This is a genomic window from Pseudoalteromonas xiamenensis (assembly GCF_030994125.1).
In the GTDB taxonomy this organism is placed as follows: domain Bacteria; phylum Pseudomonadota; class Gammaproteobacteria; order Enterobacterales; family Alteromonadaceae; genus Pseudoalteromonas; species Pseudoalteromonas xiamenensis_B.
In genome coordinates, this window is sequence record NZ_CP099917.1 from 1,920,485 (window position 1) to 1,946,958 (window position 26,474).

29 protein-coding genes are annotated in these 26,474 nt (G+C 44.0%); 11 read left to right on the top strand and 18 right to left on the bottom strand.

Annotated features, from left to right (window positions below; genetic code table 11):
• The first annotated feature begins 438 nt into the window (after window positions 1-438).
• Window positions 439-1,320 carry a TIGR03899 family protein gene (locus NI389_RS08895; RefSeq protein WP_308359355.1) on the top strand — a complete coding sequence of 294 codons (882 nt, stop codon included), beginning with the start codon at window positions 439-441 and terminating at the stop codon, window positions 1,318-1,320.
• Window positions 1,321-1,400: 80 nt separating this feature from the next.
• Here the strand turns inward: NI389_RS08895 and NI389_RS08900 are convergent, their stop codons facing one another.
• From NI389_RS08900 to dusA, 7 genes are all read right to left on the bottom strand, one after another.
• Window positions 1,401-2,168 carry a TIGR04219 family outer membrane beta-barrel protein gene (locus NI389_RS08900; protein WP_208841731.1) on the bottom strand — a complete coding sequence of 256 codons (768 nt, stop codon included), beginning with the start codon at window positions 2,166-2,168 and terminating at the stop codon, window positions 1,401-1,403.
• Between the two features lie 5 nt (window positions 2,169-2,173).
• Window positions 2,174-3,160 (bottom strand): DUF2333 family protein, encoded by a 987-nt coding sequence (locus tag NI389_RS08905; RefSeq protein ID WP_308359356.1) that lies wholly within the window; start codon window positions 3,158-3,160, stop codon window positions 2,174-2,176.
• Window positions 3,161-3,168: 8 nt separating this feature from the next.
• Entirely contained in the window at window positions 3,169-3,663 is a 495-nt protein-coding gene (locus NI389_RS08910) for a copper chaperone PCu(A)C (protein WP_308359358.1), read from the bottom strand.
• Between the two features lie 173 nt (window positions 3,664-3,836).
• The gene (locus NI389_RS08915) at window positions 3,837-4,166 is read right to left on the bottom strand and encodes a hypothetical protein (RefSeq protein ID WP_308359360.1); all 330 of its coding nucleotides are present in this window, start codon (window positions 4,164-4,166) and stop codon (window positions 3,837-3,839) included.
• 9 nt (window positions 4,167-4,175) lie between these two features.
• The gene (locus NI389_RS08920; RefSeq protein ID WP_308359362.1) at window positions 4,176-4,394 is read right to left on the bottom strand and encodes a PspC domain-containing protein; all 219 of its coding nucleotides are present in this window, start codon (window positions 4,392-4,394) and stop codon (window positions 4,176-4,178) included.
• Between the two features lie 48 nt (window positions 4,395-4,442).
• Window positions 4,443-5,114, bottom strand: a complete 672-nt coding sequence (locus NI389_RS08925; RefSeq protein ID WP_308359364.1) for a PspA/IM30 family protein — start codon at window positions 5,112-5,114, stop codon at window positions 4,443-4,445.
• Window positions 5,115-5,421: 307 nt separating this feature from the next.
• The gene (dusA, locus tag NI389_RS08930; RefSeq protein ID WP_308359365.1) at window positions 5,422-6,414 is read right to left on the bottom strand and encodes a tRNA dihydrouridine(20/20a) synthase DusA; all 993 of its coding nucleotides are present in this window, start codon (window positions 6,412-6,414) and stop codon (window positions 5,422-5,424) included.
• A gap of 385 nt (window positions 6,415-6,799) precedes the next feature.
• Between dusA and NI389_RS08935 the strand changes: the two genes are divergently transcribed.
• Together NI389_RS08935 and NI389_RS08940 are read left to right on the top strand one after the other, a co-directional pair.
• Window positions 6,800-7,246 (top strand): hypothetical protein, encoded by a 447-nt coding sequence (locus tag NI389_RS08935; protein ID WP_308359367.1) that lies wholly within the window; start codon window positions 6,800-6,802, stop codon window positions 7,244-7,246.
• A gap of 11 nt (window positions 7,247-7,257) precedes the next feature.
• A complete protein-coding gene (locus NI389_RS08940) occupies window positions 7,258-7,389 on the top strand; it encodes a hypothetical protein (RefSeq protein ID WP_280117625.1) in 132 nt (43 codons plus the stop codon).
• A 298-nt stretch (window positions 7,390-7,687) separates the two neighbouring features.
• On the opposite strand, the gene galE is transcribed toward NI389_RS08940, so the two are convergent.
• The gene (gene galE, locus NI389_RS08945; RefSeq protein ID WP_308359369.1) at window positions 7,688-8,704 is read right to left on the bottom strand and encodes a UDP-glucose 4-epimerase GalE; all 1,017 of its coding nucleotides are present in this window, start codon (window positions 8,702-8,704) and stop codon (window positions 7,688-7,690) included.
• Window positions 8,705-8,851: 147 nt separating this feature from the next.
• Window positions 8,852-9,706 carry a hypothetical protein gene (locus tag NI389_RS08950; protein WP_308359371.1) on the bottom strand — a complete coding sequence of 285 codons (855 nt, stop codon included), beginning with the start codon at window positions 9,704-9,706 and terminating at the stop codon, window positions 8,852-8,854.
• Window positions 9,707-9,845: 139 nt separating this feature from the next.
• Between NI389_RS08950 and NI389_RS08955 the strand changes: the two genes are divergently transcribed.
• The 3 genes from NI389_RS08955 (at window position 9,846) to yjjG (ending at window position 12,074) form a co-directional block, all read left to right on the top strand.
• Entirely contained in the window at window positions 9,846-10,745 is a 900-nt protein-coding gene (locus NI389_RS08955) for a phosphoribulokinase (RefSeq protein WP_308359373.1), read from the top strand.
• Window positions 10,746-10,848: 103 nt separating this feature from the next.
• A complete protein-coding gene (gene yjjX, locus NI389_RS08960; protein WP_372588593.1) occupies window positions 10,849-11,388 on the top strand; it encodes an inosine/xanthosine triphosphatase in 540 nt (179 codons plus the stop codon).
• A gap of 2 nt (window positions 11,389-11,390) precedes the next feature.
• Window positions 11,391-12,074, top strand: a complete 684-nt coding sequence (yjjG, locus tag NI389_RS08965) for a pyrimidine 5'-nucleotidase (protein WP_308359377.1) — start codon at window positions 11,391-11,393, stop codon at window positions 12,072-12,074.
• A gap of 67 nt (window positions 12,075-12,141) precedes the next feature.
• On the opposite strand, the gene rlmB is transcribed toward yjjG, so the two are convergent.
• The 6 genes from rlmB to NI389_RS08995 all read right to left on the bottom strand — a co-directional run bounded on the left by rlmB (window position 12,142) and on the right by NI389_RS08995 (window position 20,148).
• Complete coding sequence (gene rlmB / locus NI389_RS08970; protein WP_208841744.1) at window positions 12,142-12,888, bottom strand: 23S rRNA (guanosine(2251)-2'-O)-methyltransferase RlmB; 747 nt, start codon at window positions 12,886-12,888, stop codon at window positions 12,142-12,144.
• An 18-nt stretch (window positions 12,889-12,906) separates the two neighbouring features.
• On the bottom strand, window positions 12,907-15,321 hold the full coding sequence (gene rnr, locus NI389_RS08975; protein WP_308359380.1) for a ribonuclease R: 2,415 nt from the start codon (window positions 15,319-15,321) through the stop codon (window positions 12,907-12,909).
• 140 nt (window positions 15,322-15,461) lie between these two features.
• A complete protein-coding gene (locus tag NI389_RS08980; RefSeq protein ID WP_308359381.1) occupies window positions 15,462-17,633 on the bottom strand; it encodes an ATP-binding protein in 2,172 nt (723 codons plus the stop codon).
• A 119-nt stretch (window positions 17,634-17,752) separates the two neighbouring features.
• Window positions 17,753-18,355 carry a response regulator transcription factor gene (locus NI389_RS08985; RefSeq protein WP_308359382.1) on the bottom strand — a complete coding sequence of 201 codons (603 nt, stop codon included), beginning with the start codon at window positions 18,353-18,355 and terminating at the stop codon, window positions 17,753-17,755.
• A 241-nt stretch (window positions 18,356-18,596) separates the two neighbouring features.
• Window positions 18,597-18,779 (bottom strand): hypothetical protein, encoded by a 183-nt coding sequence (locus tag NI389_RS08990; RefSeq protein ID WP_308359384.1) that lies wholly within the window; start codon window positions 18,777-18,779, stop codon window positions 18,597-18,599.
• Between the two features lie 277 nt (window positions 18,780-19,056).
• Window positions 19,057-20,148 (bottom strand): sensor histidine kinase, encoded by a 1,092-nt coding sequence (locus tag NI389_RS08995; RefSeq protein ID WP_308359386.1) that lies wholly within the window; start codon window positions 20,146-20,148, stop codon window positions 19,057-19,059.
• A gap of 210 nt (window positions 20,149-20,358) precedes the next feature.
• On the opposite strand from NI389_RS08995, the gene NI389_RS09000 reads away from it, so the two are divergent.
• The 3 genes from NI389_RS09000 to NI389_RS09010 all read left to right on the top strand — a co-directional run bounded on the left by NI389_RS09000 (window position 20,359) and on the right by NI389_RS09010 (window position 23,197).
• The gene (locus tag NI389_RS09000) at window positions 20,359-21,231 is read left to right on the top strand and encodes a DMT family transporter (protein ID WP_308359388.1); all 873 of its coding nucleotides are present in this window, start codon (window positions 20,359-20,361) and stop codon (window positions 21,229-21,231) included.
• Window positions 21,228-21,920, top strand: a complete 693-nt coding sequence (locus tag NI389_RS09005) for a glycerophosphodiester phosphodiesterase (RefSeq protein WP_308359390.1) — start codon at window positions 21,228-21,230, stop codon at window positions 21,918-21,920. The genes NI389_RS09000 and NI389_RS09005 overlap by 4 nt, the downstream gene beginning before the upstream one ends.
• Before the next feature lie 68 nt (window positions 21,921-21,988).
• The gene (locus NI389_RS09010) at window positions 21,989-23,197 is read left to right on the top strand and encodes a methyl-accepting chemotaxis protein (protein ID WP_308359392.1); all 1,209 of its coding nucleotides are present in this window, start codon (window positions 21,989-21,991) and stop codon (window positions 23,195-23,197) included.
• 7 nt (window positions 23,198-23,204) lie between these two features.
• Here the strand turns inward: NI389_RS09010 and epmA are convergent, their stop codons facing one another.
• The gene (gene epmA / locus NI389_RS09015; protein WP_308359394.1) at window positions 23,205-24,167 is read right to left on the bottom strand and encodes an elongation factor P--(R)-beta-lysine ligase; all 963 of its coding nucleotides are present in this window, start codon (window positions 24,165-24,167) and stop codon (window positions 23,205-23,207) included.
• 68 nt (window positions 24,168-24,235) lie between these two features.
• On the bottom strand, window positions 24,236-24,805 hold the full coding sequence (gene efp, locus NI389_RS09020; protein ID WP_308359396.1) for an elongation factor P: 570 nt from the start codon (window positions 24,803-24,805) through the stop codon (window positions 24,236-24,238).
• Between the two features lie 43 nt (window positions 24,806-24,848).
• Here efp and epmB point away from each other — a divergent pair, with 43 nt between their 5' ends.
• Entirely contained in the window at window positions 24,849-25,862 is a 1,014-nt protein-coding gene (epmB, locus tag NI389_RS09025) for an EF-P beta-lysylation protein EpmB (protein ID WP_308359398.1), read from the top strand.
• Between the two features lie 7 nt (window positions 25,863-25,869).
• Here epmB and NI389_RS09030 read toward each other — a convergent pair whose 3' ends face one another.
• Window positions 25,870-26,079 (bottom strand): hypothetical protein, encoded by a 210-nt coding sequence (locus tag NI389_RS09030; RefSeq protein ID WP_308359400.1) that lies wholly within the window; start codon window positions 26,077-26,079, stop codon window positions 25,870-25,872.
• A 72-nt stretch (window positions 26,080-26,151) separates the two neighbouring features.
• On the opposite strand from NI389_RS09030, the gene NI389_RS09035 reads away from it, so the two are divergent.
• Window positions 26,152-26,445 (top strand): prephenate dehydrogenase, encoded by a 294-nt coding sequence (locus NI389_RS09035; RefSeq protein ID WP_308359401.1) that lies wholly within the window; start codon window positions 26,152-26,154, stop codon window positions 26,443-26,445.
• Window positions 26,446-26,474: the final 29 nt, after the last annotated feature.

The window sequence follows — 26,474 nt, forward strand, 5'->3', positions numbered from 1 at the left end:
TCTACTTCCTTCAGTCCAATACAAGCGGGTATTACACGAGAAAAGCCCGCATTGATGCCGAGCCATTGATAATATTCGAATTGTTTTGATAAATCGGCTTTAAACATATGTGCATAAAAGAAAAGACGTAGCATAAATTTTCTGACACCAATTAGTATAGACTAAGTTCGCAGCATTGCTGCTACCTGGCTGAAAATAAATTAATTCCAATGACTTGAGCTAAGACGTTGCCCAGTTGATGCACACATTCTCTCCTCAACTTTGTATTTTCAGATGACATCGCGCATTGCCGATATTCACTTAGCGGGCGTGATATCAGACACACTCGTATTTATCCTAGACGAAAAGGCGTCCTACAATGCCGAGCTTTAACAAGGGACTAGCCAAATATTGCAGACTCCTGTAGAAATAAACAATCAACACCAGAAAGTGACACGCATGACGGTAAAAAATGCCCAAGCCAAGCTGAGTTTGGCCTACATCATTGAGGACAAATTGGGTTTTCCAGTTATCAAGGCAGATTCTCGACGACTCAGCTCTGCGGATGAAAACAGCTATACGGTGGGTGGAAAACAAGGTGAAAACTTTGCGATAAAAAGCAATGTCGGCTTACTTAAACGTGCGTTGAAGCGAAATCAACTCACCAAAATCCAGCGTCAGAAAAATATTGAAGCCATCATGTGCGAAGCGATGCGTGTCTGCCCCGAAGTGACCAGTCAAGGCTTGCCAGATGCAGATTGGGTTGACCGTTTTATTCACCTCGCTGAAGACACCTCCAACACGCAAATGCAGTTGCTATGGGCAAAAATTTTGGTTGGAGAAACAATCTCACCGGGTACGTTTTCGATTAAAAGTTTGCAGACATTAAAGCAAATGACGCAACGAGAGGCCGATGCCTTACATCGCGCTGCTGGCTTGTGTGGTTACTCAGAAAAAGACGACAGTCATATCATCATTCTCGGGTTCTATCGTAAACCTTCGTTCTTCGATTTATTACGTAAAAGTAACCGTGAGAGTTTGAATTTGAGTAAAGCAGGTTTAAGTTTTCCACACATTCTTACCCTGATGGATATTGGCTTAATTTATCGACAAGAAATTGAATCTGCTGAACTTAAATCGGATCAAGCTTTGCAATTTCGTTTTCAACGCCAAAAGTTAGCTCTCAGTGCCAAGCACAGTGATTTGGTGTTGTGCTATTACAAATTGACCCAGACGGGGGATGAACTTAAAAAGCTCATCAATTCGCCCATCAACAAGCTTTACAAGCAGGCGTTGCAACAAGCCTTTGAAGAAGACTTTCAATTACAATGGAGTGAATAATCCCCCTGACTTAACAGTAGGATTGTTCGGTTCCAATCAAAAAGGGGCTTAAGCCCCTTTTTGTCTAATATTAAGAATGATTAGAAGTGAAGTTCTAGTCCCAAGAATGGACCTGAAAAATCTAAATCAGTATCAATATCGTCAATGTCGTCTAGTTCTAATTGCAAGCTTCTGTAACCTGCTCGAACCGCAACGTCTACCGCCATATTCTCAACAAAAGCCCAAGCGACACCAACTTGGTAGTCTTGGATGCTGCTACCTGAAATGCTGAGCACACTTCCTTCAGCAAAAAGACTTAAGCCTGTAAACGGCATGCCCACTTCACCACGCAGGTAACCCATAGGGACGTAGCCTGAGAAATCCACGCGTTCTGTCGTCATATTGCCAGTTGCTTGATCTTCACCTTTTACCGTTATTTCACCGTCGAACTGTTTCACATTGACACCAAAATCAATCGAGACAAGATCGTTATCAAACAGCTCATAATATAAAATAATGTCGTTGTGTGTGAGGTCTGAAACGGTTGTCGCTGCCGTATTCGTACGGTATTCGGTGCCACCAAATTCAAACGTTTCTGATAACGTAGTTGAACCGGTAATCTCAAGTTCTGTATGCTTTAACTTGATGTTTGGCACTAATGGGATCGGGTGTTCAAGCGCTGCGTAGTAGCTCGTGAACGTTTCATCCTCGAAATTAAATTTTTGCAGGTTGCCTTTATTTGCGAAACTACCCTCGTTTGAAGTTTTCCATCCTTCACCGCCGACGTATAACCCTAATAAGGTATCTGCGTGAGCAACGGGTGCTAATCCCGCTGTCGCTAGAGCTAACGCTAAACAAAGTTTTTTCATTCAAATTATCCTTGCGCTAAGAGTTCACTTAGTTCGATTAATGCCGCATTGGCGCGTGAGATATAGTTTGCCATGACCAAGGAATGATTCGCAACTAAACCAAAACCACTGCCGTTCAAGATCATAGGACTCCAAACTGTATCTTGTGTCGCTTCAAGTTCTCGTACAATTTGCAGCAAACTAATGCGTGCGTTCTTTTTATCTAAAACGTCACCAAAGTCATGCTCGACCGCTTTTAAGAAATGCAATAACGCCCAAGTTGCACCTCGAGCCTCGTAGAAAACATCATCAATTTGCCACCAAGATGTTTTAATTTCATGACGAAGAGGTGCATTGGTGGCTTGATGTGCTGCGCTGTCACCTGCAAGATCCGTATTTACTCGCTCTTGACCGACACTTGCACTCAAGCGTTGACTCAAACTACCAAGACGCTTTTCCGATTCTTTTAGCCAGCCACGGAGATTATCTGCCCGAGCGTAAAACTGACTATTCGCGTCTTGTTGATTGGCGATTTGTGCGCGATATTCGTATAGGTAATCGATGCCCTTACGATATTCACCCTCAGCACTTGGCCACATCCAAGCTGTAGAGCTGATGTTAAATTGCGGTTGTGCTTTTTTCAAACTTGGGTGTTCCGTAGATTGAGACTGAGAGCGGCTAAAATCTTTACGCATTGACAAAGCTAAGTCACGCACCATTTCCAGCGCACCGTATTCCCATGCGGGCATATTGTCCATCATGACACTGGGTGGAATCACATCATTTGATAGATAGCCCCCATTTTTGTCCAATAGCGTTTCAGCGACCTTTATCAAAGTAGTGGTTGTAGTATAACCAACAACCATTTTCTCATTGCGTGCCCTCGCATCCGCCTTTGCGGTTTCTACGACGTTAAAGCGCGCGGGTTCAATACTCCAATAAACTGCAATAAGGTAAAAAAGCAGTAAGATAGCGCCAAATACCGCCGCTATTTTTCCTTTATGTTCAGCCATCGTATCTCCTAATGATGATGTTGATGAGAAGACTCTTGTTCCATTACGCTTTTCACGTCCGCCATCGTAAAGACACGATCGCCATCAGCAAAATATAGCGTTAACTTCAGGCTATCGCCTTTTTTGATTGGTTTTGCTGGCTCAAATAACATGAGATGGAAACCGCCTGGTTGAAACGCCAATGTGCTTTCTGGTGCGACTTCAACGGATTCCACTTGCTGCATTTTCATCATACCATCTGCATGAATGTGTTCATGCATTTCAACTCGTCCTACACCCTCCACCGTCGCCTTGACTAACTTCGCGGCGTGATGATCTTGATTCGAAACCATAAAATAGGCCGAAGTAGAGGGTGTTCCCGGCAGCCATTCACGTACCCACGCGTGAGAAACCGATATAGCTTCTACCTTGTCAGTGTGATGTTCATGTTCGTGACCTTGATGCGCAAAAGATGTGCAAGTAAAAAAGCCCAACGAAATAAGGCTGAATAAACGCGTAAACATGGCGATTCCTCTATAGATAAGATGAGGAATAACCTAGCATATTTTACGCACCTCGCGTACTGGTATCGGCTAAAGTTACAACGTTTTGTCGCGTTTACATCGCACATGTGCATCGCGATACGCATATGGTCTCTAAACGCCAACTTCGTTTTACACCGCAGCCTTACAGTCCCTTAGGGTTGAGCTGTTTTTTTATCGGTTATAAGCCAATACACGAGTAAGATAAGTCCCAGCGGCAACAAAATAAACGCTGAATTAAAGAGTAGCGCTAAAAGCCCAGCAAACAAGGCCATCAAAACGGCGGCAAAAATACCTAAGCTAATCAGTGTAATAACAACAAATATGGCAATTATAACGGCGATAGAACTTAATAACTCAAGTCCAACCCAATCGCAATCCGCAAGCCAATCTCCCATTGAAAACCATACAATAGGAGATTGCGTCAACGGCAATGCCATAAATAACATCAATAAAAGTAAGGCTATAAATACCGTTTTCATCATTTTAAGTCCTTACGACTCAATGGTTTTAGTTGGTAAACAACATGCCGCTAAACCATACGCAATCACGATCAACACTGGGAATTTAAAGAAAACCAATAAAGTCAGTAGGCGTACAAGCCAAACCGGCATATCAAAACGCTCAGCAAATCCACTACACACACCCGCTAACTTTTTGTTGCTTAGGTTACGCGTCATCCGTTGATATTTTTTTTGATAAAATTGAGACATGTCATGCCCTCCAATTCAGCCTATTTTGTGCAAGTTCAGCGCGTGTAATTACGCGCTCGCCTTTTTCTTAGAAACTTTTTCTTTTAATGCAGCGAGTTCTTGCTCCATTTTTTCGTCTTGTTCTAATTTCGCAAATTGTGCTTGTGTGGATTGCGCACCCAAGTCATAACTTTCGACTTCCGATTCCAAACGTTCCACCTTAGACACTAAAAATTCGAATTTTTCCATCGCGGCATGTGCTTGCTCAGTGCTTTGCACTTGTTTTGCTTTCAAACGGACGCTCGCCGTGTTTTCACGACGCTGCAACTGAGATTGTAACGTTTTCAATTGTTCTATCTTTGCTTGCAACGTACCCGCGTCTTCATTAAGTTTGGCAAGCGCTTCGTCGATACGTACGAGTTCTGATGTTTTGCTGTCCATCGTTTGAGTAATTTTTTGTTTCTCTAATAGTGCCGCTTTCGCTAAATCGTCACGGCCCTTCGTTAACGCATGTTCAGCCTTGTCTTGCCACTGTCCGATTTGTTTTTCGCTTTGCTCACGATGTCTTAAAATTGCTTTTTGCTCACAGATCAAACCTGCCGCCGTAGCACGACACTCAGCAAGGCATTCTTGCAATTCGTTAAGCGTGACACTCGCCATTTTTTTGGGGTCTTCCGCTTTGTCTAAAAGTGCATTTAGTTCTGCTTTAATGACATTTTCGATTCGTTCGATTAGCGCCATGGTATTTTCCTCAGATTTCAACTTATTGTTACTAAAGCTATTCCAAGCTCTGTGCCAACTTAGTTAAAAACTTAAAAATCAATAGATTAGAGAAATTCACATCACTAAAACCAAACTCAGCATGATTCAAAACTGGTCAATTTGACTATTTTTTAGTGAGTTTTTAAAAGAGTACACGAAGGCAGAGATAAGCCGTGTGTTGGCCCAATTTAGGGCGAGACAGAATCTAAACAACATTGTAACGACAATAAAAAAGCCACGTTTTGTTTTCGACAAAACGTGGCTTCCGCGATCTTTGAAAATTAATTTATTCTGGTACGAGGGCGAGAGCAGCTTCTAACACACTAAGATCGGCCGTTTTCTTATGCCCGTTTTCTGACAAATGGCGTCTGAATAAACGTGCACCTTGCTGGTTTTGGAAAATGCCTAACATATGGCGCGCAATATGCCAGAAGTTGGAGCCCTGCGTCATTTGCGTTTCGATGTAGTCGTACATACTGCGAACGACTTCATGCTTCGTCATTGTAAACGGCGCCTCTCCGTAAATCAGTTCATCCACCTGGCTTAGCATAAACGGGTTTGCGTACGCTTCGCGGCCTACCATCACACCGTCGACAAATTGCAAGTGATGTTGGCATTCTTCGATGGTTTTAATGCCACCATTAATGCTTACGTGTAGTTGTGGGTAATCTTTTTTCAGCTGATAAACACGTGGGTAATCGAGTGGTGGAATTTCACGGTTCTCTTTTGGACTTAGGCCTTTTAGCCACGCTTTACGTGCATGGATAATGACATCATCACAGCCAACATCATGACAATCTTCAATCAACTGAGTTAGAAACTCATACGAATCTTGTTCATCAATGCCTATCCGTGTTTTAACCGTTACAGGAATTGATACTTCCGCCTGCATCGCCGCCACACATTCAGCCACTAATTTCGGTTCAGCCATTAAACAAGCGCCAAAACGACCATTCTGAACACGATCGGATGGACAACCTACGTTTAAATTAATTTCACTGTAACCATGCTCTGCAGCTCGTTTCGCACATTCCGCCAACGCTTTTGGATCTGAACCACCAAGTTGCAATGCCACGGGCATTTCATGTTCACCAAAACTGAGGTAATCGCCTTTACCGAAAATAATTGCCCCTGTCGTAACCATCTCGGTATACAGCACAGCGTGTTTTGTCAGCTTACGGTGAAAAGTACGGCAATGACGGTCCGTCCAATCGAGCATGGGGGCCACGGAAAAACGACGGAAGTCACTCGTTGTGTTTTTTGGGGATAAGTCAGTCATGAAAAATCGCTCATACGGCTAATCGGCGTCGCTCTGCTCAGGAAAATGAGCATGCAAGACAAGTACAATCTCAATGCACCATTATACATTAATCCAATTAAAGCATCACCCCAACAACGTCATCTCAACTAAACTTTGGGAAAAGGAATTTTATACAGTAAAGGCTTGATTCTGTTATTAACGACCTTCCACAATTGAAAAAAACTAAACCAGCAAAATAATTAAAATACAATAAGTTAAATAACCAATTGGCGTGTATTTAGACACAATACGCAGCTGAAGAAACAATTTGAGCTGTCAAACTGAATAAGTTTCATTGCATTTTTATTACAACCCAAGGATATCTAACTACACTTGTTTTCACACAAATCAGCAAGGATGAAAAATGAAAGGACTCGCAGTGGCACTTGCCACTACATGTATTGCATTTTCAAGTGTCGCCTCAGAATTAGAATCTCAATCGATCTATATTGATAAGGCGGTATTCAAACAATCAGGACTCAAAAAACGTCTTCCACATCTTTTTGTGCTAAATCATGAAGGAGCACCTATCTATTATCAAATCGGCGGTTCTAGCGATGCCTTGAATGAACTTATCCAATCAGGTGAGCATTCAGAAGATGCTAGTTATACCCAGTCTTCATGGCAAAAACTAAAACGTTTGCCAGGAATGGCAGGTTTGTTGGAGCAATCAGGTAAGGAGCAGAAAATAGTTTTACTTTCTGCTTCACCTGACTGGTTTGACTGTACGGCCTGCACAATGCAAAAGGAGTCGATGCAAGACTACGTCTTAGACAGTCACTCCAAATTACTCAACGTATATATTAAATAAGGAATATTGATATGATTAAAGCAATGAGCACGGTTGCACTACTTGCCTTTTCAAGTGCCACGCTGGCTTCAACAGGAGAAATGTTTACTGACTGGGCTATTTGTTTTGGCTGGGGCGGATTTGGGCTTTGTTTGGTGTTTTAACGTCTTACTAAACTCGATGGCAGAATAGCGATGAGGTTATATTTGCGCGTTAGGGGCGTAATCGAAAGCACATCGTCTATCTTGCTAATCACGTTAAAAATGCGAGCAAGCCAATCTGTGTGTTGATAGGTGATTTAGCGTTGAATTGGTTAATGAAGGCTGGCTAGGAAACCCAATTAAGTGGCCATTAATTGCATACGTCTTGACGGTTGAAACGACAGAAACTGCTAGATTCGTTTTCTTCACCACAGAAACAGGTAAAGCATTGGAGGGTGTGCGCACACCCTCCTAACGGATATTAAGCTCGATAACCATTTGGGTTATTACTTTGCCAACGCCACGTATCCATCATCATGTCATCAATACCCCGCTCAGCTTTCCAACCCAGTTCATTAAGAGCTTTTTCTGGTGCGGCGTACGTTGCAGCGATATCACCAGCACGACGAGGTTTGACCTCATATGGAATTGCTTTCCCAGCTGCTTTTTCGAATGCCTTTACCATGTCTAATACGGAATATCCGTTCCCTGTACCAAGATTGTAGATATGTACACCCGAAACGTTTTCAATTTTGTGCATTGCTTTTAGATGTCCAATCGCAAGGTCAACGACATGAATATAATCACGAACCCCCGTTCCGTCAGGCGTATCATAATCATCGCCAAATACACCAAGTTGCGACAACTTTCCAACTGCTACTTGCGCAATATACGGCAATAAATTATTTGGTATTCCGTTAGGATCTTCACCAATCAAGCCACTTTCGTGCGCACCAACCGGATTGAAGTAGCGTAAAATCGCAAACGACCAACGCGTATCCGATTTCGCCACATCCTGCAGCATCATTTCCACCATGAGTTTCGATGTGCCATAAGGATTGGTGGTGCCGCCAACAGGGAAATGTTCACGAATAGGCAGTGATGTAGGATCGCCGTACACGGTTGCTGAAGAACTAAAGACCAGTTTGAACACCCCCGCATCACGCATCGCATCAAGCAATGACAATGTGCCTTGTACATTTGTTTGATAGTACTCAATCGGCTTTCGCACTGACTCGCCGACTGCTTTTAATCCAGCAAAATGAATTACTTGCTCAATAGCGTGTTGCGCAAACACGGTGTCCAAAAAGGGTTTATCCAAAATATCCCCTTCATAAAACGTTACCGTCTTTCCTGTCAGTTGGCTTACACGCTCAAGTGACACTGAAGATGCGTTGCTTAAGTTATCGACGACAATAACGTCTTGCCCTGCATTCAGTAATTCTAAAACAGTGTGTGAACCGATGTACCCAGCTCCGCCTGTCACTAATATGGCCATCAATTGCCTCAGTCTAAATTCCAATAAATTAGCGCTATTTAACCACAATCGAAGGTAATATTGGAGTTTGCCTACCGAAAATTTATGTGGGCAACTGCCTAAAACCCTTTGAGGCTAGCTCAACAATATTGACGTTCCGTTGGCGCTTTATTGCTCGTTTGAGCGCTGTTCACACACAAACGCCAGTGTTTCGTTAAGATAATTCATTCTACTGATCTGACCGCAATATTCTGCAAAATCGTACCAAGGTTGAATTTCTGTTGGGTTACTAATATTGCGACGAAAAACCTTCGCACCTATGGCATAGGCGATATGATTCTCATCCACCCACGTGTAGTCCTGTACTTGTTCCGGCAAAACAAAGCGGCGATGTACTTGTTTGTTTTCGTCATCAAGCGTTGTAAACCATTGCTGGGAATCCGCATTAACCGTGAAAGAAAATGTGCGTGCTGCTGCGTTGTACGAAAGGCTTCGGCCTATATCATCGGCCATTTTTTGTCGGTGCGTTGATGCTCTGTCGCTGTAATAAAGATAATGAGGCTCACCGAGCATAAACAAAATCATATCGTCTTGTGCACCCCATGCGTGATAACCCACAGGTTTTAAATCATCATATAGTCGCTTCGGTTTTTTAGACGTGTCGAACGGGTAAAACCAAAGACGTTGTGTGCCATCGGATTCAACAACAACCGACGAAAGTCCTGCATCATAAGGGTACAATGTAGGGGAAAACTCACTTACCGACGAGTTCGTTAGATTACGGGTTTGTTGAGACTGGAAATCATAGAAAAATAGGTCCGTTTGCATATTTTTTCCAAGTCCCGCTTCACCTGTAAAATACACACCATTCGCAGCGATAAGCGGTTGGTTATGGTAACCAATGTCGCTTGTAATGGCCGTTACTTGCAGTACGTTATCTTTCGCTTTCGCTAGAAAAATTTGACTCGCATTAACACTAAAAGGCAGCAACAACGCCATTATGCAGCAGGTTAGGTAGTTCATATATCCATCTCACTTGTCCATTTTTTCCATCATAACGGCTTGGGTGACAAATCACAAAACTTAGGATATGTTGATGTGCGACGTCATCCAAAAGGCTGGCAATTTGCCCTGCTTTAAACTTACACGTTCCGAGGAAATTATGTCAGACAAGCATCCCATCATCGCGATTACAGGTAGTTCAGGTGCAGGGACAACAACGACAACCAGTGCTATTAAACACATTTTCCGAAGTCTTAATGCCAAAGCGGCTTACGTTGAGGGCGATAGCTTCCATCGTTTTACTCGCCCTGAAATGGATAAACTCAAACGAGAAGCTGTCCAGACGGGTAAACACATTAGTTATTTTGGCGAACAAGCCAATGACTTTGGCGCGTTAGAGTCTCTTTTTGAAGAATATGGCGCAACGGGTGCAGGGAAAGTAAGACGTTACCTTCACACCTTCGATGAAGCGGTTCCTTATAATCAACTTCCCGGTACCTTTACCCCTTATCAAGAATTAGAAACAAACTCAGATATTTTGTTTTATGAAGGGCTACATGGTGGTGTGGTAACGGAGCAACATGATGTCGCAATGCACGTCGATTTGCTCATTGGCATGGTGCCAATTATTAACCTCGAATGGATCCAAAAACTGATCCGTGATACCAATGAGCGGGGTCACTCTCGTGAGGCTGTGATGAGTTCCATCGTCAACAGTATGGATGACTATATTCAGCACATCACACCACAGTTCTCTCGCACCCACATTAACTTTCAGCGCGTACCAACTGTCGATACGTCGAATCCATTTAGTGCCAAAGATATTCCTTCGCTTGACGAAAGCTTTGTGGTGATCCGGTTTCGAGGCATTGAAGACGTAAATTTCCCTTACTATTTACAAATGATCGATGGCAGTTTTATGTCTCGTATCAACACTCTCGTTGTACCTGGTGGGAAAATGGGCTTGGCAATGGAGTTAGTCCTTACACCGCTTATTCGCGATTTACTTGTGAAAAAACGCGCTCTTGAAAACATGGCGCCAGTTGATTTACCTATCTAAATACACCCAACCTTTTCTTCGAACATTCTCACCCGCTCCGCTGTTGTGCCATTGCATACAAGCTCGTAAACTACGAGCTTGTTTTACTTGCATGGGATGCGTCGTGAAAAAATTAAAAATTCTTGTGGGTTCAAAAAATCCAGTCAAAATCGCTGCGGCAAAAACAGTTTTCGAATTGTATTATCCAGAACATGAAATTGATTGCCAAGGCCTTCATGCGCCAAGTGAAGTACCGGATCAACCCATTGGTGAAGATGAAACCCGTATTGGCGCAGAAAATCGTGTGCTCTTTTTAAAAGCCAATCATGACGCTGATTTCTACTGTGCAATGGAAGGTGGTGCCGCTGACTTTTCTTTTGGTCCGGCAACCTTTGCGTATGTCGTTATCGCCAATCGTGACCACACCAGTATTGGACGTAGCTCGAATCTGCCTTTGCCGCCAATTTTCTATCAGGCACTGCTGAGTGGTGAAGAGCTTGGTAATGTGTTGGACAACGCGTTTAATACCACCAACGTGAAGCAAAAAGGCGGCGCAATTGGCCTGCTTACACATCATCATGCGACACGAGAAAGTACCTATACGCAAGCCTTAACCCTCGCGATGGCGCCTTTTAACTTTCCTGAGCTGTATATAGGAGTGTGATCTTGAAGTACACGCACATTTTATTCGATGCGGACGAAACCTTATTTAGTTTCAATGCCTTCCTCGGCCTTAAAACGTTGTTTGCAGAGTACGGCGTTGAATTCACTGAAAACGATAACAAAGCCTATCAAGCCGTCAACGCGCCGCTCTGGGTGGAATACCAGAATGGCAAAATCAATGCCCGCACGTTACAAGTTACTCGCTTTAAAGCCTGGGGAGAACGCTTGGGTGTTTCGCCTGAAGAACTGAATGAAGGTTTTTTGAATGCTATGGCCAGCATATGTGAGCCTTTACCAGGGGCACGCTCAATGCTCCTACGCCTAAAAGGCAAAGCATCGCTTGGCATTATCACCAATGGCTTTGCTGCGCTGCAAGAAAGACGTCTCGCACATACGGGCTTAAGAGATTGCTTTGAACATATTGTCATTTCGGAACTGATTGGTTGTGCAAAACCGGATCCACGTATCTTCGCACACACTCTCAATCTATTTGGCAATCCCGATAAAGCGAAAGTGCTTATGGTTGGTGACACTGCGGCATCTGACATTTTAGGTGCAAACCAATTTGGCATAGATTCATGCTGGCTTCAACATCCCGGTGCGGTTTGCCCTGAAACAATCCAGCCAACCTACACCGTAAACTCATTGGTGGAGTTAGAAGATTTATTGCTTGGATTTGGTTACTAATCACGATAACTAAACGAAAAAACGCCTTTTGAGAGACCTCAAAAGGCATTTTTCAAACTTCTTGTCGTTAAACTGCGACCGCTTTACGTTGACGTAGGACTTCAAACAAACATACGCCCGTCGCAACCGATACGTTTAAACTCGATACACTGCCGACCATTGGGATTTTGACTAAAACATCGCAGTGCTCACGCGTTAAACGACGCATACCATCGCCCTCGGCCCCCATTACTATTGCAATAGGCCCAGTTAAACTTGCGTCAAACAACTCGGTGTCCGTCTCGCCGGCAGTACCCACAATCCAAACACCCGCTTCTTTCAAATCACGAAGGGTACGCGCTAAATTCGTCACTTGAATGAGCGGAACCGTTTCCGCTGCACCACAAGCCACTTTCCGCGCCGTTGCATTCAGCTTTGCCGATTTGTCCTTCGGTACGATTAACCCATGCACACCTGCCGCATCTGCGCTACGTAAACAAGCGCCTAAGTTATGCGGATCGGTAACACCATCCAACACCAAAAAGAACGGTGAAGTATTGGTTTGTAAGATGGTATCTAAATCGCGCTCATTGTACGTTTTACCCGGCTTAATGTTTGCGATGATCCCTTGATGCTGCTCACCATCCGCTTTTCTATCTAAAGCTGCACGCTGCATAAATTGCACAGAAATGCCAAAACGACGGGCTTGCTCTAGTACCGGATTTAGACGCTTATCTTCACGTCCTTTTAGTGCGTAAATTTCTAAAAAGCGCTCAGGCTCTTTTGCTAAAATAGCTTCAATCGAATGGAAGCCAAAAATCAATTCACTGCTCACAGCAATGTCTCTCCTGAATTAAGCTTTATTGCGTTTTCGGGCATTTTTACCCGGGCGTTTTGCTTTTGTCTTTTTCACAGACTTTTTAGTGTCTTTGCCTGCTTTTCCGGTCGACTTTGCTACTTTGCCTTTTTTGCTTGGTTTCTTGCCTTTTTTACCTGGCACGTCGCCAACACGTAATTGCTCTCGGACGCTCTTGGCAGCAGACGACTTGTTACTATCGCCCTTGGTACGGCTGCGACGCGCGTAGCGGTCAGGAATTGCCTCTCCCGCTAACACCAAATTTATACGCCTGTCATCTAAGCTTACAGAAGCAACCTGAACCGTGAGTTTATCACCCAAACGGAACACCGTTTTGCTGTGCTCACCCACCAACACTTGTTTAGCACCATCGTAATGGAAATATTCCTGACCAAGCGTACTGACATGGATCATGCCGTCAATCTGGAAATCGTCGAGACGCACAAACAAGCCAAAATTCGTCACCGAAGAGACAACCCCCGTGAATTCACTGCCAACATGGTCTTGCATGAACTCACATTTCAACCAATCCGCAACTTCACGCGTCGCGTCATCAGCTCGACGTTCTGTTGTCGAACATTGCTCACCGAGCTGATTTACTTCTTCTGTTTCATAGGCAAATGCGCCTGAAACCACTTGTCCTTGAGCCGCTAAAATTGCTTTGATGGCGCGATGGACCACTAAATCTGGGTAACGACGAATAGGAGATGTAAAGTGCGCATAAGCAGGTAACGCTAAACCATAGTGTCCAATGTTTTCCGCTTGATACACCGCTTGCTTCATTGAGCGAAGCAACATGGTCTGAATTAATTCCAATTCAGGACGTGGACCCAGAGAACTAATCGCATTGCTCAGCTCAATCGGTGATGGATCTAGTGGTAGGCTGTTTTCTACCCCAAGATCATGTAAAAATTGTCTAAAATGACTGAGCTTTTCTTGGTCTGGTTCATCATGTACACGATATAACGCTGGGGCTTCATGCTTTTCCAACAGTTTCGCCGCCGCTACGTTGGCCAAAATCATGCATTCTTCAATTAGTTTATGAGCATCATTACGCACAAGAGGAACAATGGCTTCAATCTTACGCTGAGCATTGAACACAAAACGGGTTTCTAACGTTTCAAACTCCATGGCGCCTCGCTCTAAGCGCGTTGCTTTCAACGTCATATAGAGCTGGTGTAAGTCAACCAAATGTGGCACTAGCGTTTGATATTTCTCACGGAGTACTTCATCACCTTGGAGTATTTGATGTACTTGGGTGTAGGTCAAACGAGCATGGGAATTCATCACCGCTTGATAAAATTTATAGCCTGATAACTTACCCGAATCTGCTATCGTCATTTCTGCGACCATGCATAAACGGTCTACTTGCGGATTCAACGAACAAAGTCCATTTGATAGCACTTTTGGCAACATTGGGATGACTTGCTCAGGGAAATACACTGAGTTACCACGCTCTATCGCTTCGAGATCAAGTGGGCTGCCTTTCGTCACATAGTGCGACACATCAGCGATTGCAACCCAAAGGCGCCAACCGCCAGACTTTTTGCGCTCACAAAACACCGCGTCATCGAAGTCTCGAGCATCTTCACCATCAATGGTAACCAGAGGCAGTGAACGCAAGTCAACGCGCTCAATTTTCGCAGCTTCGTCTACTTCTTCACCTAACGGTGCAACTTGCGCAAGTACGGCTTCCGGCCACACGTGAGGGATGTCATGGTTTCGCAATGCCACTTCGATTTCCATACCCGGAGCCATATGCTCACCGAGTACATCAATTATTTTGCCTACCGCATTCATATTCCGTGAAGGGGGTTGAGTGATTTGCACTTGCACCATTTGATTGTGCCGTGCACCGCCTTCACCACCCGGTAACACGATAATTTCTTGCGTGATGCGCGGGTCTTCAGGCACGACAATAGAGGAGCCTTTCTCTTTGAAAAATCGACCAATGATCGGTGAACGTTCGCCATCTAACACACGCACAATACGCGCTTCGACTTTACCGCCCGAGCCCCGACTGGCCGCTTTGGCAAGCACCCAATCACCATGCATGACCGATTGCATCTGATGTTTTGCAATAAACCAATCTTTTGGTTCACCTTCAACCTCAAGAAATCCAAATCCATCACGATGACCGATGACTCGACCTTTCACTAAGCCATCATCCGTTGGGATCACATACCGTTTGAATTTATTAAAATGCAATTGACCATCACGTTCCATTGCACGTAGTCGGCGTTTAAAATTGTCTTGGCGCTCCGTATCAAGCACATTCATTGCTTTACACAGATCGGCAAACGAGGTTGCCTTACCAGCTTTGGCTATATGCTCTAAAATAAACTCACGACTTGGAACGGGGTTATCGTATTTTTCTTGCTCACGACTTAGATATGGGTCTTGTTTTGACATGCGCGTTCTTTTTCACTGCATTATGCTAGCTAGTGTAACGTAAAACCACCAACCGCGACAGATCGAACAATGCTTTTACGTTGTATAAACAGAGGAAAGATGCCCAAATTAACGCGCTAATTAGCAAGCCGATTTGATGCTTAATCAGGACTTGCTTCTTTCGCTCGAAACTCTCGGCAATACTGTTTCAGTTCTTCTAAACTTTGTTTGATGCACATGCGAAGTTCAGACCAGTTGTAATTTTCAACCGCATTTTCAATTTCCGCTAATGACTTCAATTTTTCTGTAAGCGACTGCATGCCCAACGCAGCACTTTCACTGACTAACTTATCTAGCTTCTCTGTCAACGCCTCTTCAGCTCCAATGTCCGCCAAACCTTGTAACTGCGCAATTTCATAGTCATACGTATCCGAAAGATACATTAACTTGGTCTGCAAATAGTGCTCTTCTACCACAGACAACAGATGGTCAACTGCCGTTAAATCGAGTAGCCCACTTTGTTTTTCGAGAGGCTCACCCAGCGCTTGACGCAAAAGACTAAACAAGACTTGAGGTTCAATGGGTTTGTCTAAACAGCCAAAGATCCCAGCACGTTGATACGCAATTCGGTCCATTTGCGAAACATCACCTGTTAACGCGATAAAACAGGGCTTTTGCTTTACAGCGAGATTGGGCACAATCTCAGTCAACCAATCTAACCCATAGCCATCCGGTAAACGCATGTCTAATAACACAACGTCAAAGGCGTATTCAGTCAAGAATTGGCTCGCTTGTCGCAAATCGCCTGCAATTCGATAGTTACAATGTGCAAGCTCTAGATAATGTTCAATCACTTTCTGATTTAACTCAACATCTTCAACCACAAGTACATTGCACATCATCCTACTGGATGGCATTGGGCTGAGTTCAGATTCCATCGCAATTGGGGTTCTTTCACTCAATTCACACTCAATGGAAAAACGGAAACAACTGCCCTCATCGAGTACGGACTCTGCATCGAGACTGCTTCCCACATTGCTGAGCAACTGCTGACAAAGTGCCAGCCCCAAACCAGCCCCATCCGCAATATTTTCAACAAGTTGTCCAGTCACAAATGGATCAAAAATCTTCTCAAGCAGCTCGTCCGAAATCCCTGGTCCAGTATCGGATACCGCAAAGGTCAGGCGCACATTATTGCCGATTTGCTGCTCAACACTGATCGATAGCATAACTTCGCCTTTATCCGTGTACTTAATCGCATTGGATAGAAGATTTTTCAGCACTAGTTGAACGGGTTCTTTGACCAAGGTGTAATGTAAATCTTGAAAACCTGGCGTGATGGCATAGTGGAAATTTAGCTCTTTCTGAATAGACAAAGGGCGTAACAATTTAAACAACGGTTCCACCATCGCTTTAAGGGTCGTGGATTGATGCTGACCAGGAGTCACCTCGCCTTTAGCTTGCAACAAGACTTGATTCGCTAAATCAGCCAGCGATAAAGCGGCGTGTTCAATCGTATCGCAAAGTTGCGCGTGCTTCGCTGGCTCATGTGGTATACGCTTAAGCATGTGTGCATGGCCGACAATCGCGTTTAGAGGTGTGCGTAGCTCATGACTTAACATCGCAAGAAAACGACTCTTTCTATCTGCATCTAAACTTGCCTGCTCTTGCAGTGTTGAAAGCGTACGCTCTCGTTTCGCACTACACAGTAAACACATCGAAAAACCAACCACTAAAGGCACAATCGCAACGGCAACCGCAAAGATTTCATTGGCAAGATTAGGGGTAAGTACACTGTCTGTGGCTTTAAAATCAGCCAGCATGACCACGCGAGCCGTCAATGCCGACCAGATCACCACGATAGAAAACATCAAACCATTCTCAGCGATGGTTTGTCTTGAAATTGTCGTCGACATTAATAGTGCTCGAAGTGCAATAAACAAGCTCACAGACGACACAAGATAATTTATCGATAAACGTACTTGGATATTCGGGTCAATAAGGGCAAACCAAAACAATGTGGGTATACAAACCAGCATGAGGCCCAGCCACAAACGTGCCGAAATTGGCCTGTCATAAAATGCTTCTGTGCCTTTTGCAAAAAAGTAACTGCAACCAAAGGTGAATAAGTTGGCTAGCAACACCATCCACTGAGTTGGTAAATAGTCTTGCAGTGTTAACGCGGCATTGGCCAGAGTGAGGCTAGCACCATAAAGCGCCCACTCTTTCGTACCGTGCAGATTGCGATGAATACGCCAATTTAACCATAAGAAAACCGTACTCACACAAGAGCATAACGTGATGACTACATGTAATAGCAACAGTTCTTTCATGATGAAAATTCAACAAACCAATAATAAAAACTAATACGAAAGACGTAATTTTATCGTTAATCGAGGAACAGATAAACCCGTATCGTTTAATTTAAGCAAATTCTGCACCCAGAAATCCGTTAGAGCCATCCTTTTTGCTTAGCAATTCGTGCTGCATCAATTCGGTTTGTCGCATTAAGCTTTGATATTGCTTCGGAAAGGTAGTTTCTGACGGTCCCTTCCCCAAGATACAAATTATTAGCAATTTGTGCTGTTGTCATTCCTTCGCCAGCTAGTCTCAGTGCTTTACGCTCCTTCTCAGTCAAAGGATCGGCATCATCTAACGCATTTATGGCGAGCTCTGGGTCAATGACTTTTTGGCCTTGCATGACTTTTTTTAGGGTATCAACGAGGTACTCACTTGGCGCTTCTTTTAGCACAAAACCCCGCACTCCGTGATTAAGTGCTCGACGAATATAACCCGCTCTAGAGAAGGTGGTCATGATCACGACTTTTGCCTTATGGCCACTTTTTTTTAGATGTTCAGCCAATTCAAGTCCGGTGACTTCCGGCATTTCAATGTCGGTCAAAACGATATCTGGAGTATGTTCTTGTAGTGATTGCAGTGCTTCTTTGCCGTTGCTTGCTTCCGCAATCACATCAATATGTGGATCAAGGCCCAACAAGGCACTGATCGCCCCTCGAACCAACGCTTGGTCTTCAACCACTAGTACTTTAATCATACACGTCCCTTACGCAAAATTCGTCTCTCGCCAACACTCGCAGTAGCGCTAGCCCCAGAAAAGCTCGATTAGATCTCGAGATAATGCCTAGTTATCATTTATAAACAAGGATTTAAAGATTTATCTTAATTTAAGGCTACATAATAAATAGCGCGATTGGCATTTGTTAAAAGATGGAATCGGATGAACCGCGGTTGAAGATCAAACGTGATACGAACTAGGTTCGCATCACGAACCAATATTACATTTCCGTACAGCCAACTTTGTCCGTTGGGTAGCAGGTATTAGTAACTAGACATTTTGGACCCATGCTACACCATTCAGTTTGTTTAACGCCACCAGCAACGTGAGGAGTTGCTTGTGCGTTTAGTGCTGCGTTATTAGATAGGGATTTAAGTAGTTTTTTTTGTAATTTCAATTTCACTTTTTATTTTCCTTATTGTTCGTTTGTACCCTTTTTCAAAAGAGTAGCTCAAAGTACCACCTTTAGGTATAAAGAACAACAATTTAACAATCAGCTAAATTTTTAGACATATTTCTGTCGCAATATTTCAAGCAAAAATAATTTGCATGAGGTTATTTTCTTAAACGAACTAGAGTGCTATTCGAATCAATAAACATTTGAAAAAGTGAAAAAATTCAAATCAAGCCAATTCGAGATACTTAGACGCATAAAAACATCACCACCTTAACGTCTAATTTCAGACAGGTAAGCGCACTGTCATTGTCACATTTTTGCCTGTCGACAAGCTAAGGTCTCCAGCTAGCGCTTCAACGCGCTCCTTAATCCCATTCAAGCCGTTACCAAATTTGAGCAATTGACACGCACCATTGTCCGAAATTTGGAAATGCACGTTGCTTTGTTCTTGCCACAATTTTAACGACACATGCTGGGCACAACTGTGCTTAATTATGTTGGTCGTTGCCTCTCTTAGCACCATCGCCAAAGTGGTTTCCTGTTTGGCATTTAAAGTAACCTCTTTCAATTCAATGTCGACGTCAATCGCCTTACTTTTTAACAACGATTCCGTATTATCCACTTCTGCTCGAAGCCCTTTCGCTTTTAATCCACTGACTGCCTCGCGCACTTCACTCAATAGTTCCCGAGCTAATTGCGCCACTTGCGCACTTTCGGACTGCCCACGTTCCAATTGATTGGACAACAAGAGTTTGTTCGCAAGTTCGGCTTTTAGTGCGATCGATGCTAATGAGTGCCCTAAAACATCATGTAAATCCCGCGCAATGCGCTCTCGCTCAGCGATCGCAGCTAATTGTTCAAGTTGTTCTTGCGATTGCTTTTCTTTCTTACGATGGACTCGCTCACGCTGCTCCATCCAACCAAATGCAAACAAGCCTATACTCAATAAGCCAGCAGGGCCCAAGTAAAAGTAACTTATTTCCGGTAGGATCAACACGGCATTAATCCCAACCACCGCCAGCAGCAGAGCCAACATGAGTAAATTGAAAGGAAAAAGAAAACTGAACCCACAGAAGTAAGCGATAAACCCAAACATACTATGGGTACCATAAGTAAAAAACGAGCCAACGGAACACACCGAAAACATCAAGACGAGGATTGGGAAAACTCGCGCCCCTCGCTGATACAACGCCACCGCGTATAACCCAACAAACACAAGGTAGATAAGAACCTGCATAATAAGGTTAAACGTAGAAACTTTATGCCAAGTATTTACCAACGGTAAAAAGTAAAAGCCCGAAAAAATTAAAGGACCCCAGTTCCAAAATTGTCTACTTGGGGTAGCTAATTGCATTGAATGAGATTGCCAACGCATAGTGAAGCTCCATCGGAAACAAAAATACCATTCGATTTTCGCGAAATGAAAAAGACGTAACGTTTTTCAATCACATTTATCCATTATAGGGAAACCATATCAGAATCCGAGTGACAACTGTCACAACATTCTCACCCATCTACTGAGTCAGCACTATAAACCGACACAAAAAGCCTTTATCATGACCCAAAAAATAATCCCCCCTCACTCATGCGCGTAGAACAACAAAGCTTACTTTTATTACACCTAGCAGTCTTACTCTTTGGTGGCACAGCTCTTTTTTCTAAATTAATCGATCTCGGCGCCTTAGACATTACGGTCTATCGAACAGCCATCGCAGGCTTTACGTTGTTAGCATTACGACTTATTCAGCGTAAAACGATTAAGCTCGATAGTCACAGAGACTATTTTGTTGCGATCATGTTGGGGATTGTAGTTGGACTGCATTGGGTGACCTATTTCGCTGGAATGCAACTGGCTGGCGTGACCATCGGGATCATTGCGTTTTTTACCTACCCTGTGATGACCGTTTTTTTAGAACCACTTTTTGCTAAAACAAAGCCACACCTTAAAGACATTTTGATAGCGGTGGTTGTTCTCTTTGGTATCTATTTGCTAGTTCCTGAGGCTAATTTAGGCAATGACGTAACACTAGGCATACTCACAGGTATTGTGTCTGGCGCGTTTTTTGCGCTTCGCAACATTCTTCAAAAGAAGTATTTTTCCGCCTACAGCGGCCCGCATACCATGTTGTATCAAACCTTTGTCGCAGCACTAATGCTGTGTGCATTTGTTGAAGTTCCTCCTCAAGCACTTACTGAACCCAGTGTATACCTATTACTACTTGCAGGGGTTGTTTTTACCGCTTTGCCTCATGCCATGTTTGCGCAAAGCTTGCGACACTTATCCGCCACTACAGCAGGTTTAATATCCTGCTTGCAACCCTTGTATGGAACTGCGCTGGCATTTATGCTGTTATCTGAGCGTCCGACCTTAACCACGTTAATCGGTGGTTTATTGGTAATAAGCGCCGCATTTTATGAAACTTGGTCTATTTCGAAAAAGGCACGAGGTAAAAAATGAAGGTTTTTGCCCATCGCGGAGCCAGTGGGAACTTCCCCGAAAACACCTTGAGTGCAATTCAAGGTGCGCTCGTAAGCCAAGCTGACGGTATTGAAATCGATATTCAAAGCTGCAAAGACGATTTCGTTGTTTTACACGACATTTGGCTGGATAGGACGACATCGGGTGATGGTAAAGTCTCAGATTACACTGCAGCAGAGCTTGCCCAATTTGATGCGGGCCAAGGTGAAGCGATCCCCAATCTCCAACAAGTCTTTGACCTTGTCGGTACGCGATTAGAAATTAATCTTGAACTCAAAACGGTACCAAATATCGAAAGTTTTGTTGATCTCATTTTGCGTAACCTTAATGATCAGACTATCCGCATTGAACAGTTGCTTATTTCGTCATTCAATCACCCGCTACTGAAACGCGTAAAAGAATTGCTCCCAGCCGCACGAATTGGCGCATTAACGGCAAGTATTCCTCTTGAGTACGCAAAATTTGCGCAAGACTTGAACGCATTTAGTTTGCATGTCGACCGAGAGTTTATTAATACTGATTTTGTTAACGACGCAAAACAGCGTGGACTTAAAGTCTACGCTTATACGGTCGATAAGCAAAAAGACATCGAGCACCTTAAAACATTGGGCGTTGATGGCATTTTTAGTAATTATCCATGTCAGGCGAAAATTCTCTTAAGTACTTGATATTTTAAATAAATAACTAATACTTTAGAGCAATGGATAATTGAGGCCGCCCTACAATGAGTTGGTACATGCGCATTTATAACTTAATAGAAGAACACTTTTTCTTTACGCTTACACGGAAGATTGTTGGTAACTTAGCCTTTGTGTTGCTCTTCCAATTAGTCAGTTTTTACTGGCTCTATCAGGCGCTAAGTGAGGCAAATCAAACCGTTGGCTGGTTTTGGGGACTCGTATTCCTGACGTTGACTGCGTTTGCTTTTACCGTGTTTTACATGTGCTATCTTATCGTCCGTCCCGTGCGAGCAATGCGCGACCAACTTATTCAAATCAATCACCAAAATGGCAATCTTAACGCCAAATTACCGCAATTCACTTTTGATGAGTTTCGTGACCTTTCCGAGCAATACAACACGTTTACGAGCAATTTGAGTAAATTATTGGCCGACAGCTATGAAAGTGCAAAAGCGGCGGCTACCAGTACACACAGTGTGACGGATGCGATGCAAACCACCGTACAACTCGGTGCAAAGCAAATCCGTGAAGGTGACACTATCATTGCCGCCAGCGATGAAGTCACACAGAGCTTGCAAAGCATCGTGGTCAATACTGATGGTGTGTATCAAGCCAACACAGAAAGCTTAGGATTTGTGCGTAATTCCGCAAAAGAATTAAGTGCTCTTGTGGCTGAAGTGAAAAAAATCACTGAGTTGCTTGGCAAGTTTTCGACCACCGTGTCAGGCCTTCGTGAAAACAGTGAAAACATTCGTAGTATTCTAAAAATGGTGGAAGAGTTTTCGGACCAAACCAACCTATTGGCGTTAAATGCCGCGATTGAAGCCGCCCGAGCGGGTGAAGCAGGACGAGGTTTTGCCGTGGTGGCAGATGAAGTGCGTAACTTGTCAGTCAAAGTGAATAACGCCACGAGGCAGATCAGCGAGTTTATCAATCAAATGAATGTATTAGTGAGTGAAACCAATCAAGAATCCGATCAGTTGATAGCCCACTCAAGCAGTGCGGAGAAAGCCATTCGGGATACGTCAGACGGCTTTGATGCAATGACAAAAGAATTTGCGCACAATCAATCGCAGCTCGAAGCCATTGTCAGTGCAGTACATCAGCTCGAAAACACACAGGCTCGTACACATCAAACCGTCGAGCAAATTGTTCAACTTGGACAAGATGCCAAAACGCACGTAGACACGGCCGTCACAGCCTGCAAGCAAGCGTTGCGATTAAGTGAGAATACCCAAAAAGATCTACAGCGATTTGTTAAATAACCCGAACTTATGCTCGGGTTACATCAAAAGAAAGCACATCTGCTATTGTTGGTTTGCTAAACGCCAGCATCATGACTCTATCCAAACCAACCGCAACACCGGCACAATCTGGCATACCGGCGTCCAGAGCGGCAATAAAACGAGTGTCGATATCGACGGAGGGCAATCCCATAGCGTGTCTTTGCACATTGTCACTTTCGAAACGTGCTTTTTGCTCAGCCGCATCCGTCAACTCATCGAAACCATTGGCCAGCTCAAGTCCACGAAAATACAATTCAAACCGACTTGCAACACGCGTGTCTTCAGGGTTCACACGGGCAAGCGCCGCTTGTGAAGCTGGAAAATCATAAACAAAACAAGGAACTTCTTGTCCTATTTGGGTCTCGACTTCCATACAGAAAAGCAACTGCAATAGCGTGTCCTTGTCTTCTTCATTTTCAGCAATATCTGCATAGCCTCTATCGCAGGCCAGTTGCTTTAATGTTTCAACGTCCGCAGCCAAAGGACACACCCCTAAGTGCTTGTTAAATGCAGACTGATAGGACACGTATTCTGCTTTGCCACATTTCAGCAACTCGATGATAAGCGCTTCAAGCTCTGCCATTAATGCAAACGCGTCAAAACCCGGTCGATACCATTCCAACATCGTAAATTCAGGGTTATGCCGACTGCTCGCTTCTTCATTGCGGAACACTTTGCAAATTTGGAAAATCGCACCACTGCCCGCGGTCACCAAACGCTTCATCGCGTACTCTGGCGATGTATGAAGAAACAAAGGTAAACCGGCTGCGTAACCTGGGCCAACAAACGTCGTCTCAAACGTACGTAAATGCACATCACTGACGCCAGCTTGACTTAAAATGGGTGTCTCGACTTCCCATACGCCGCGCTCCGTAAAAAAGGCGCGCACGTGCGCCAGCATATTTGCGCGCTGTTTGAGCGTGTCGATGGATGCACTTGGTTGCCACATGACGATTTACTCCTAACTTTCACCCAAAAAAATCCCGGCAAACCGGGATTGTCGTAAGTCAAAATCATTTATTTGCTTACGCGGCTCACGTATTCACCGCTACGCGTGTCAACTTTGATCACTTCGCCGATTTGCACGAACAATGGAACACGTACAACTGCACCAGTTGTGAGTGTTGCAGGCTTACCACCTGTACCAGCTGTGTCGCCCTTAAGGCCGGGATCTGTTTCGGTGATTTCAAGCTCTACGAAGTTTGGTGGCGTTACCGCAATCGGATTGCCGTTCCAAAGTGTGATAGTACAAACGTTGTTTTCAACTAACCATTTCACGTTATCGCCAACCGCTTTTTGATCTGCCGCGATTTGCTCAAACGTGTCGTTGTTCATAAAGTGCCAGAATTCACCATCAGTATATAAGTAGGCTAAATCCAGATCCATTACGTCTGCGCCTTCAACACTGTCACCTGACTTAAATGTCTTTTCTAGTACTTTGCCAGAGATTAGCTTACGGATTTTTACGCGGTTAAATGCTTGGCCTTTACCTGGCTTAACCATTTCGTTTTCAAGGATCGAGCAAGGCTCGCCGTCGATCATAATTTTTAAACCGCCCTTGAATTCGTTGGTGCTATAATTCGCCATCGTATCCTCTAAATCTTCTATATATTGAGTTGCTATCCCCGTAATGATACAAAGAAATGAAGTTCATTTGCACAATAACTGGCAAAAAGAATTAACAAATGTGGTTACTGACCCTAAAGAGTTGATGCAAGCCTTAGAAATAGATAGCTTTTTTGGCGAAAAGGATGCAACTGCTAGACAACTATTTCCGATGAGAGTACCGAGGCCTTTTATCGCAAAAATGCGAAAAGGTGACCCAAATGATCCATTGCTCCGTCAAGTATTACCCCTTCATGTTGAATTTCTGCAAAAAGCGGGATACGTTAAAGACCCGCTCGCTGAGCAAGAAAGTGCCATTCCTGGGCTTTTGCACAAGTACCAATCACGCGTATTGGTGTTATTAAAAACAGGCTGTGCAGTTAACTGTCGTTATTGTTTTAGACGCCATTTTCCATACCAAGACAATCAAATTAATAAACAAGGGTTGAAAAATGCGCTTAAGTACATCAATTCGGATAGCAAAATCAACGAAGTGATCTTAAGCGGTGGAGATCCGCTTATGGCAAAAGACGACTTGATTGATTGGTTTATGACGCAGATAGAGCAAATAGCGCACGTTAAACGGCTACGCATTCATTCGCGCCTTCCGGTGGTGATTCCGTCTCGTATTACAGACACGCTTTGTGCACGGTTTAGTACCTCTCGACTTAAGGTCGTGTTTGTTCACCACATCAACCACCCTAACGAAGTTGACGAAATTTTTAAAGCTGCGGCACAGCGTTTGAAGGCAGCACAGGTAACGCAACTAAACCAAGCGGTGTTACTTAAAGGAATTAATGATTCCGTTGGGTGTTTGGCTGAACTTAGCGAGGCGTTGTTTGACGCGGATATACTGCCCTATTATTTGCATCTACTCGACAAGGTTGAAGGGGCGAGTCATTTTGATATGGAAGAAAAAGAGGCGCGTCTACTGATGGCAGAGTTGCTCGAGACGCTACCGGGCTTTTTAGTACCGAAGTTAGTAAGAGAAATCGGTGGCAAACGAAGTAAGACACCGATTGATTTACAACTACAGTAAGGAACGACTAAACGTAAACGTTAATGTTGTTCCCTAAACTTGCAGTGGTTGATTTAGCGGGGCTTTGAGCTGATGCTGTCGACCCTGCGGCTTCAATCAATGCAAGTGCTGCTCGACCATCTGCTTGCTGCTGTTTTTTAGCCAATGAAGCGCTGTATACTTCGCCACTTTGACCCATACCAGACATTGCAGGAAGGTTACTTCCGGAAATATTCATAAGCATGTACCTGACATTTTGTTTGAATCCACGTAGACTATCGGCCGTTTTAGCGGAAACTTTAGGTTAATTATGCAATCGGTCATTGAACACTTGAACGAAAACCTTAAGGTCTTGTATCGCCAAGCTTTAGATGCGGACCAAAAACTGGATGAACTCCAGCGTCAAGGTCACGGCAAATTCGCCGCGCTTTTTCAAAAAGACGCCGGATTCAACGTCGAATCAAAGCGCTTTAAACCTTACGTCCTCGATGTGGCTGCCGACGTTTCTGCGCTCAGCGAAGAGGACAATTTGGACCAAGAAAAACTAAAGCACACCGTCTCTAAAATGCAGCAACTTCACAGTCTGCTTGCAAGCTTCAAATAAGCCGAATCTCAATACCAATTCTCTAACAG

What these genes read in the sequence shown, in the direction of transcription:
- dusA (WP_308359365.1), bottom strand. Translation starts at nt 6,414, where the DNA reads ATGACTGACTTATCCCCAAAAAACACAACGAGTGACTTCCGTCGTTTT.
- NI389_RS08900 (WP_208841731.1), bottom strand. Translation starts at nt 2,168, where the DNA reads ATGAAAAAACTTTGTTTAGCGTTAGCTCTAGCGACAGCGGGATTAGCA.
- rnr (WP_308359380.1), bottom strand. Translation starts at nt 15,321, where the DNA reads ATGTCAAAACAAGACCCATATCTAAGTCGTGAGCAAGAAAAATACGAT.
- NI389_RS08910 (WP_308359358.1), bottom strand. Translation starts at nt 3,663, where the DNA reads ATGTTTACGCGTTTATTCAGCCTTATTTCGTTGGGCTTTTTTACTTGC.
- galE (WP_308359369.1), bottom strand. Translation starts at nt 8,704, where the DNA reads ATGGCCATATTAGTGACAGGCGGAGCTGGGTACATCGGTTCACACACT.
- NI389_RS09005 (WP_308359390.1), top strand. Translation starts at nt 21,228, where the DNA reads ATGAAGGTTTTTGCCCATCGCGGAGCCAGTGGGAACTTCCCCGAAAAC.
- NI389_RS08985 (WP_308359382.1), bottom strand. Translation starts at nt 18,355, where the DNA reads ATGATTAAAGTACTAGTGGTTGAAGACCAAGCGTTGGTTCGAGGGGCG.
- NI389_RS08915 (WP_308359360.1), bottom strand. Translation starts at nt 4,166, where the DNA reads ATGATGAAAACGGTATTTATAGCCTTACTTTTATTGATGTTATTTATG.
- NI389_RS09035 (WP_308359401.1), top strand. Translation starts at nt 26,152, where the DNA reads ATGCAATCGGTCATTGAACACTTGAACGAAAACCTTAAGGTCTTGTAT.
- NI389_RS09010 (WP_308359392.1), top strand. Translation starts at nt 21,989, where the DNA reads ATGCGCATTTATAACTTAATAGAAGAACACTTTTTCTTTACGCTTACA.
- NI389_RS08950 (WP_308359371.1), bottom strand. Translation starts at nt 9,706, where the DNA reads ATGAACTACCTAACCTGCTGCATAATGGCGTTGTTGCTGCCTTTTAGT.
- NI389_RS09030 (WP_308359400.1), bottom strand. Translation starts at nt 26,079, where the DNA reads ATGAATATTTCCGGAAGTAACCTTCCTGCAATGTCTGGTATGGGTCAA.
- epmB (WP_308359398.1), top strand. Translation starts at nt 24,849, where the DNA reads ATGATACAAAGAAATGAAGTTCATTTGCACAATAACTGGCAAAAAGAA.
- NI389_RS08920 (WP_308359362.1), bottom strand. Translation starts at nt 4,394, where the DNA reads ATGTCTCAATTTTATCAAAAAAAATATCAACGGATGACGCGTAACCTA.
- NI389_RS08895 (WP_308359355.1), top strand. Translation starts at nt 439, where the DNA reads ATGACGGTAAAAAATGCCCAAGCCAAGCTGAGTTTGGCCTACATCATT.
- NI389_RS08940 (WP_280117625.1), top strand. Translation starts at nt 7,258, where the DNA reads ATGATTAAAGCAATGAGCACGGTTGCACTACTTGCCTTTTCAAGTGCC.
- epmA (WP_308359394.1), bottom strand. Translation starts at nt 24,167, where the DNA reads ATGTGGCAACCAAGTGCATCCATCGACACGCTCAAACAGCGCGCAAAT.
- NI389_RS08925 (WP_308359364.1), bottom strand. Translation starts at nt 5,114, where the DNA reads ATGGCGCTAATCGAACGAATCGAAAATGTCATTAAAGCAGAACTAAAT.
- efp (WP_308359396.1), bottom strand. Translation starts at nt 24,805, where the DNA reads ATGGCGAATTATAGCACCAACGAATTCAAGGGCGGTTTAAAAATTATG.
- NI389_RS09000 (WP_308359388.1), top strand. Translation starts at nt 20,359, where the DNA reads ATGCGCGTAGAACAACAAAGCTTACTTTTATTACACCTAGCAGTCTTA.
- NI389_RS08905 (WP_308359356.1), bottom strand. Translation starts at nt 3,160, where the DNA reads ATGGCTGAACATAAAGGAAAAATAGCGGCGGTATTTGGCGCTATCTTA.
- NI389_RS08980 (WP_308359381.1), bottom strand. Translation starts at nt 17,633, where the DNA reads ATGAAAGAACTGTTGCTATTACATGTAGTCATCACGTTATGCTCTTGT.
- NI389_RS08955 (WP_308359373.1), top strand. Translation starts at nt 9,846, where the DNA reads ATGTCAGACAAGCATCCCATCATCGCGATTACAGGTAGTTCAGGTGCA.
- NI389_RS08935 (WP_308359367.1), top strand. Translation starts at nt 6,800, where the DNA reads ATGAAAGGACTCGCAGTGGCACTTGCCACTACATGTATTGCATTTTCA.
- NI389_RS08995 (WP_308359386.1), bottom strand. Translation starts at nt 20,148, where the DNA reads ATGCGTTGGCAATCTCATTCAATGCAATTAGCTACCCCAAGTAGACAA.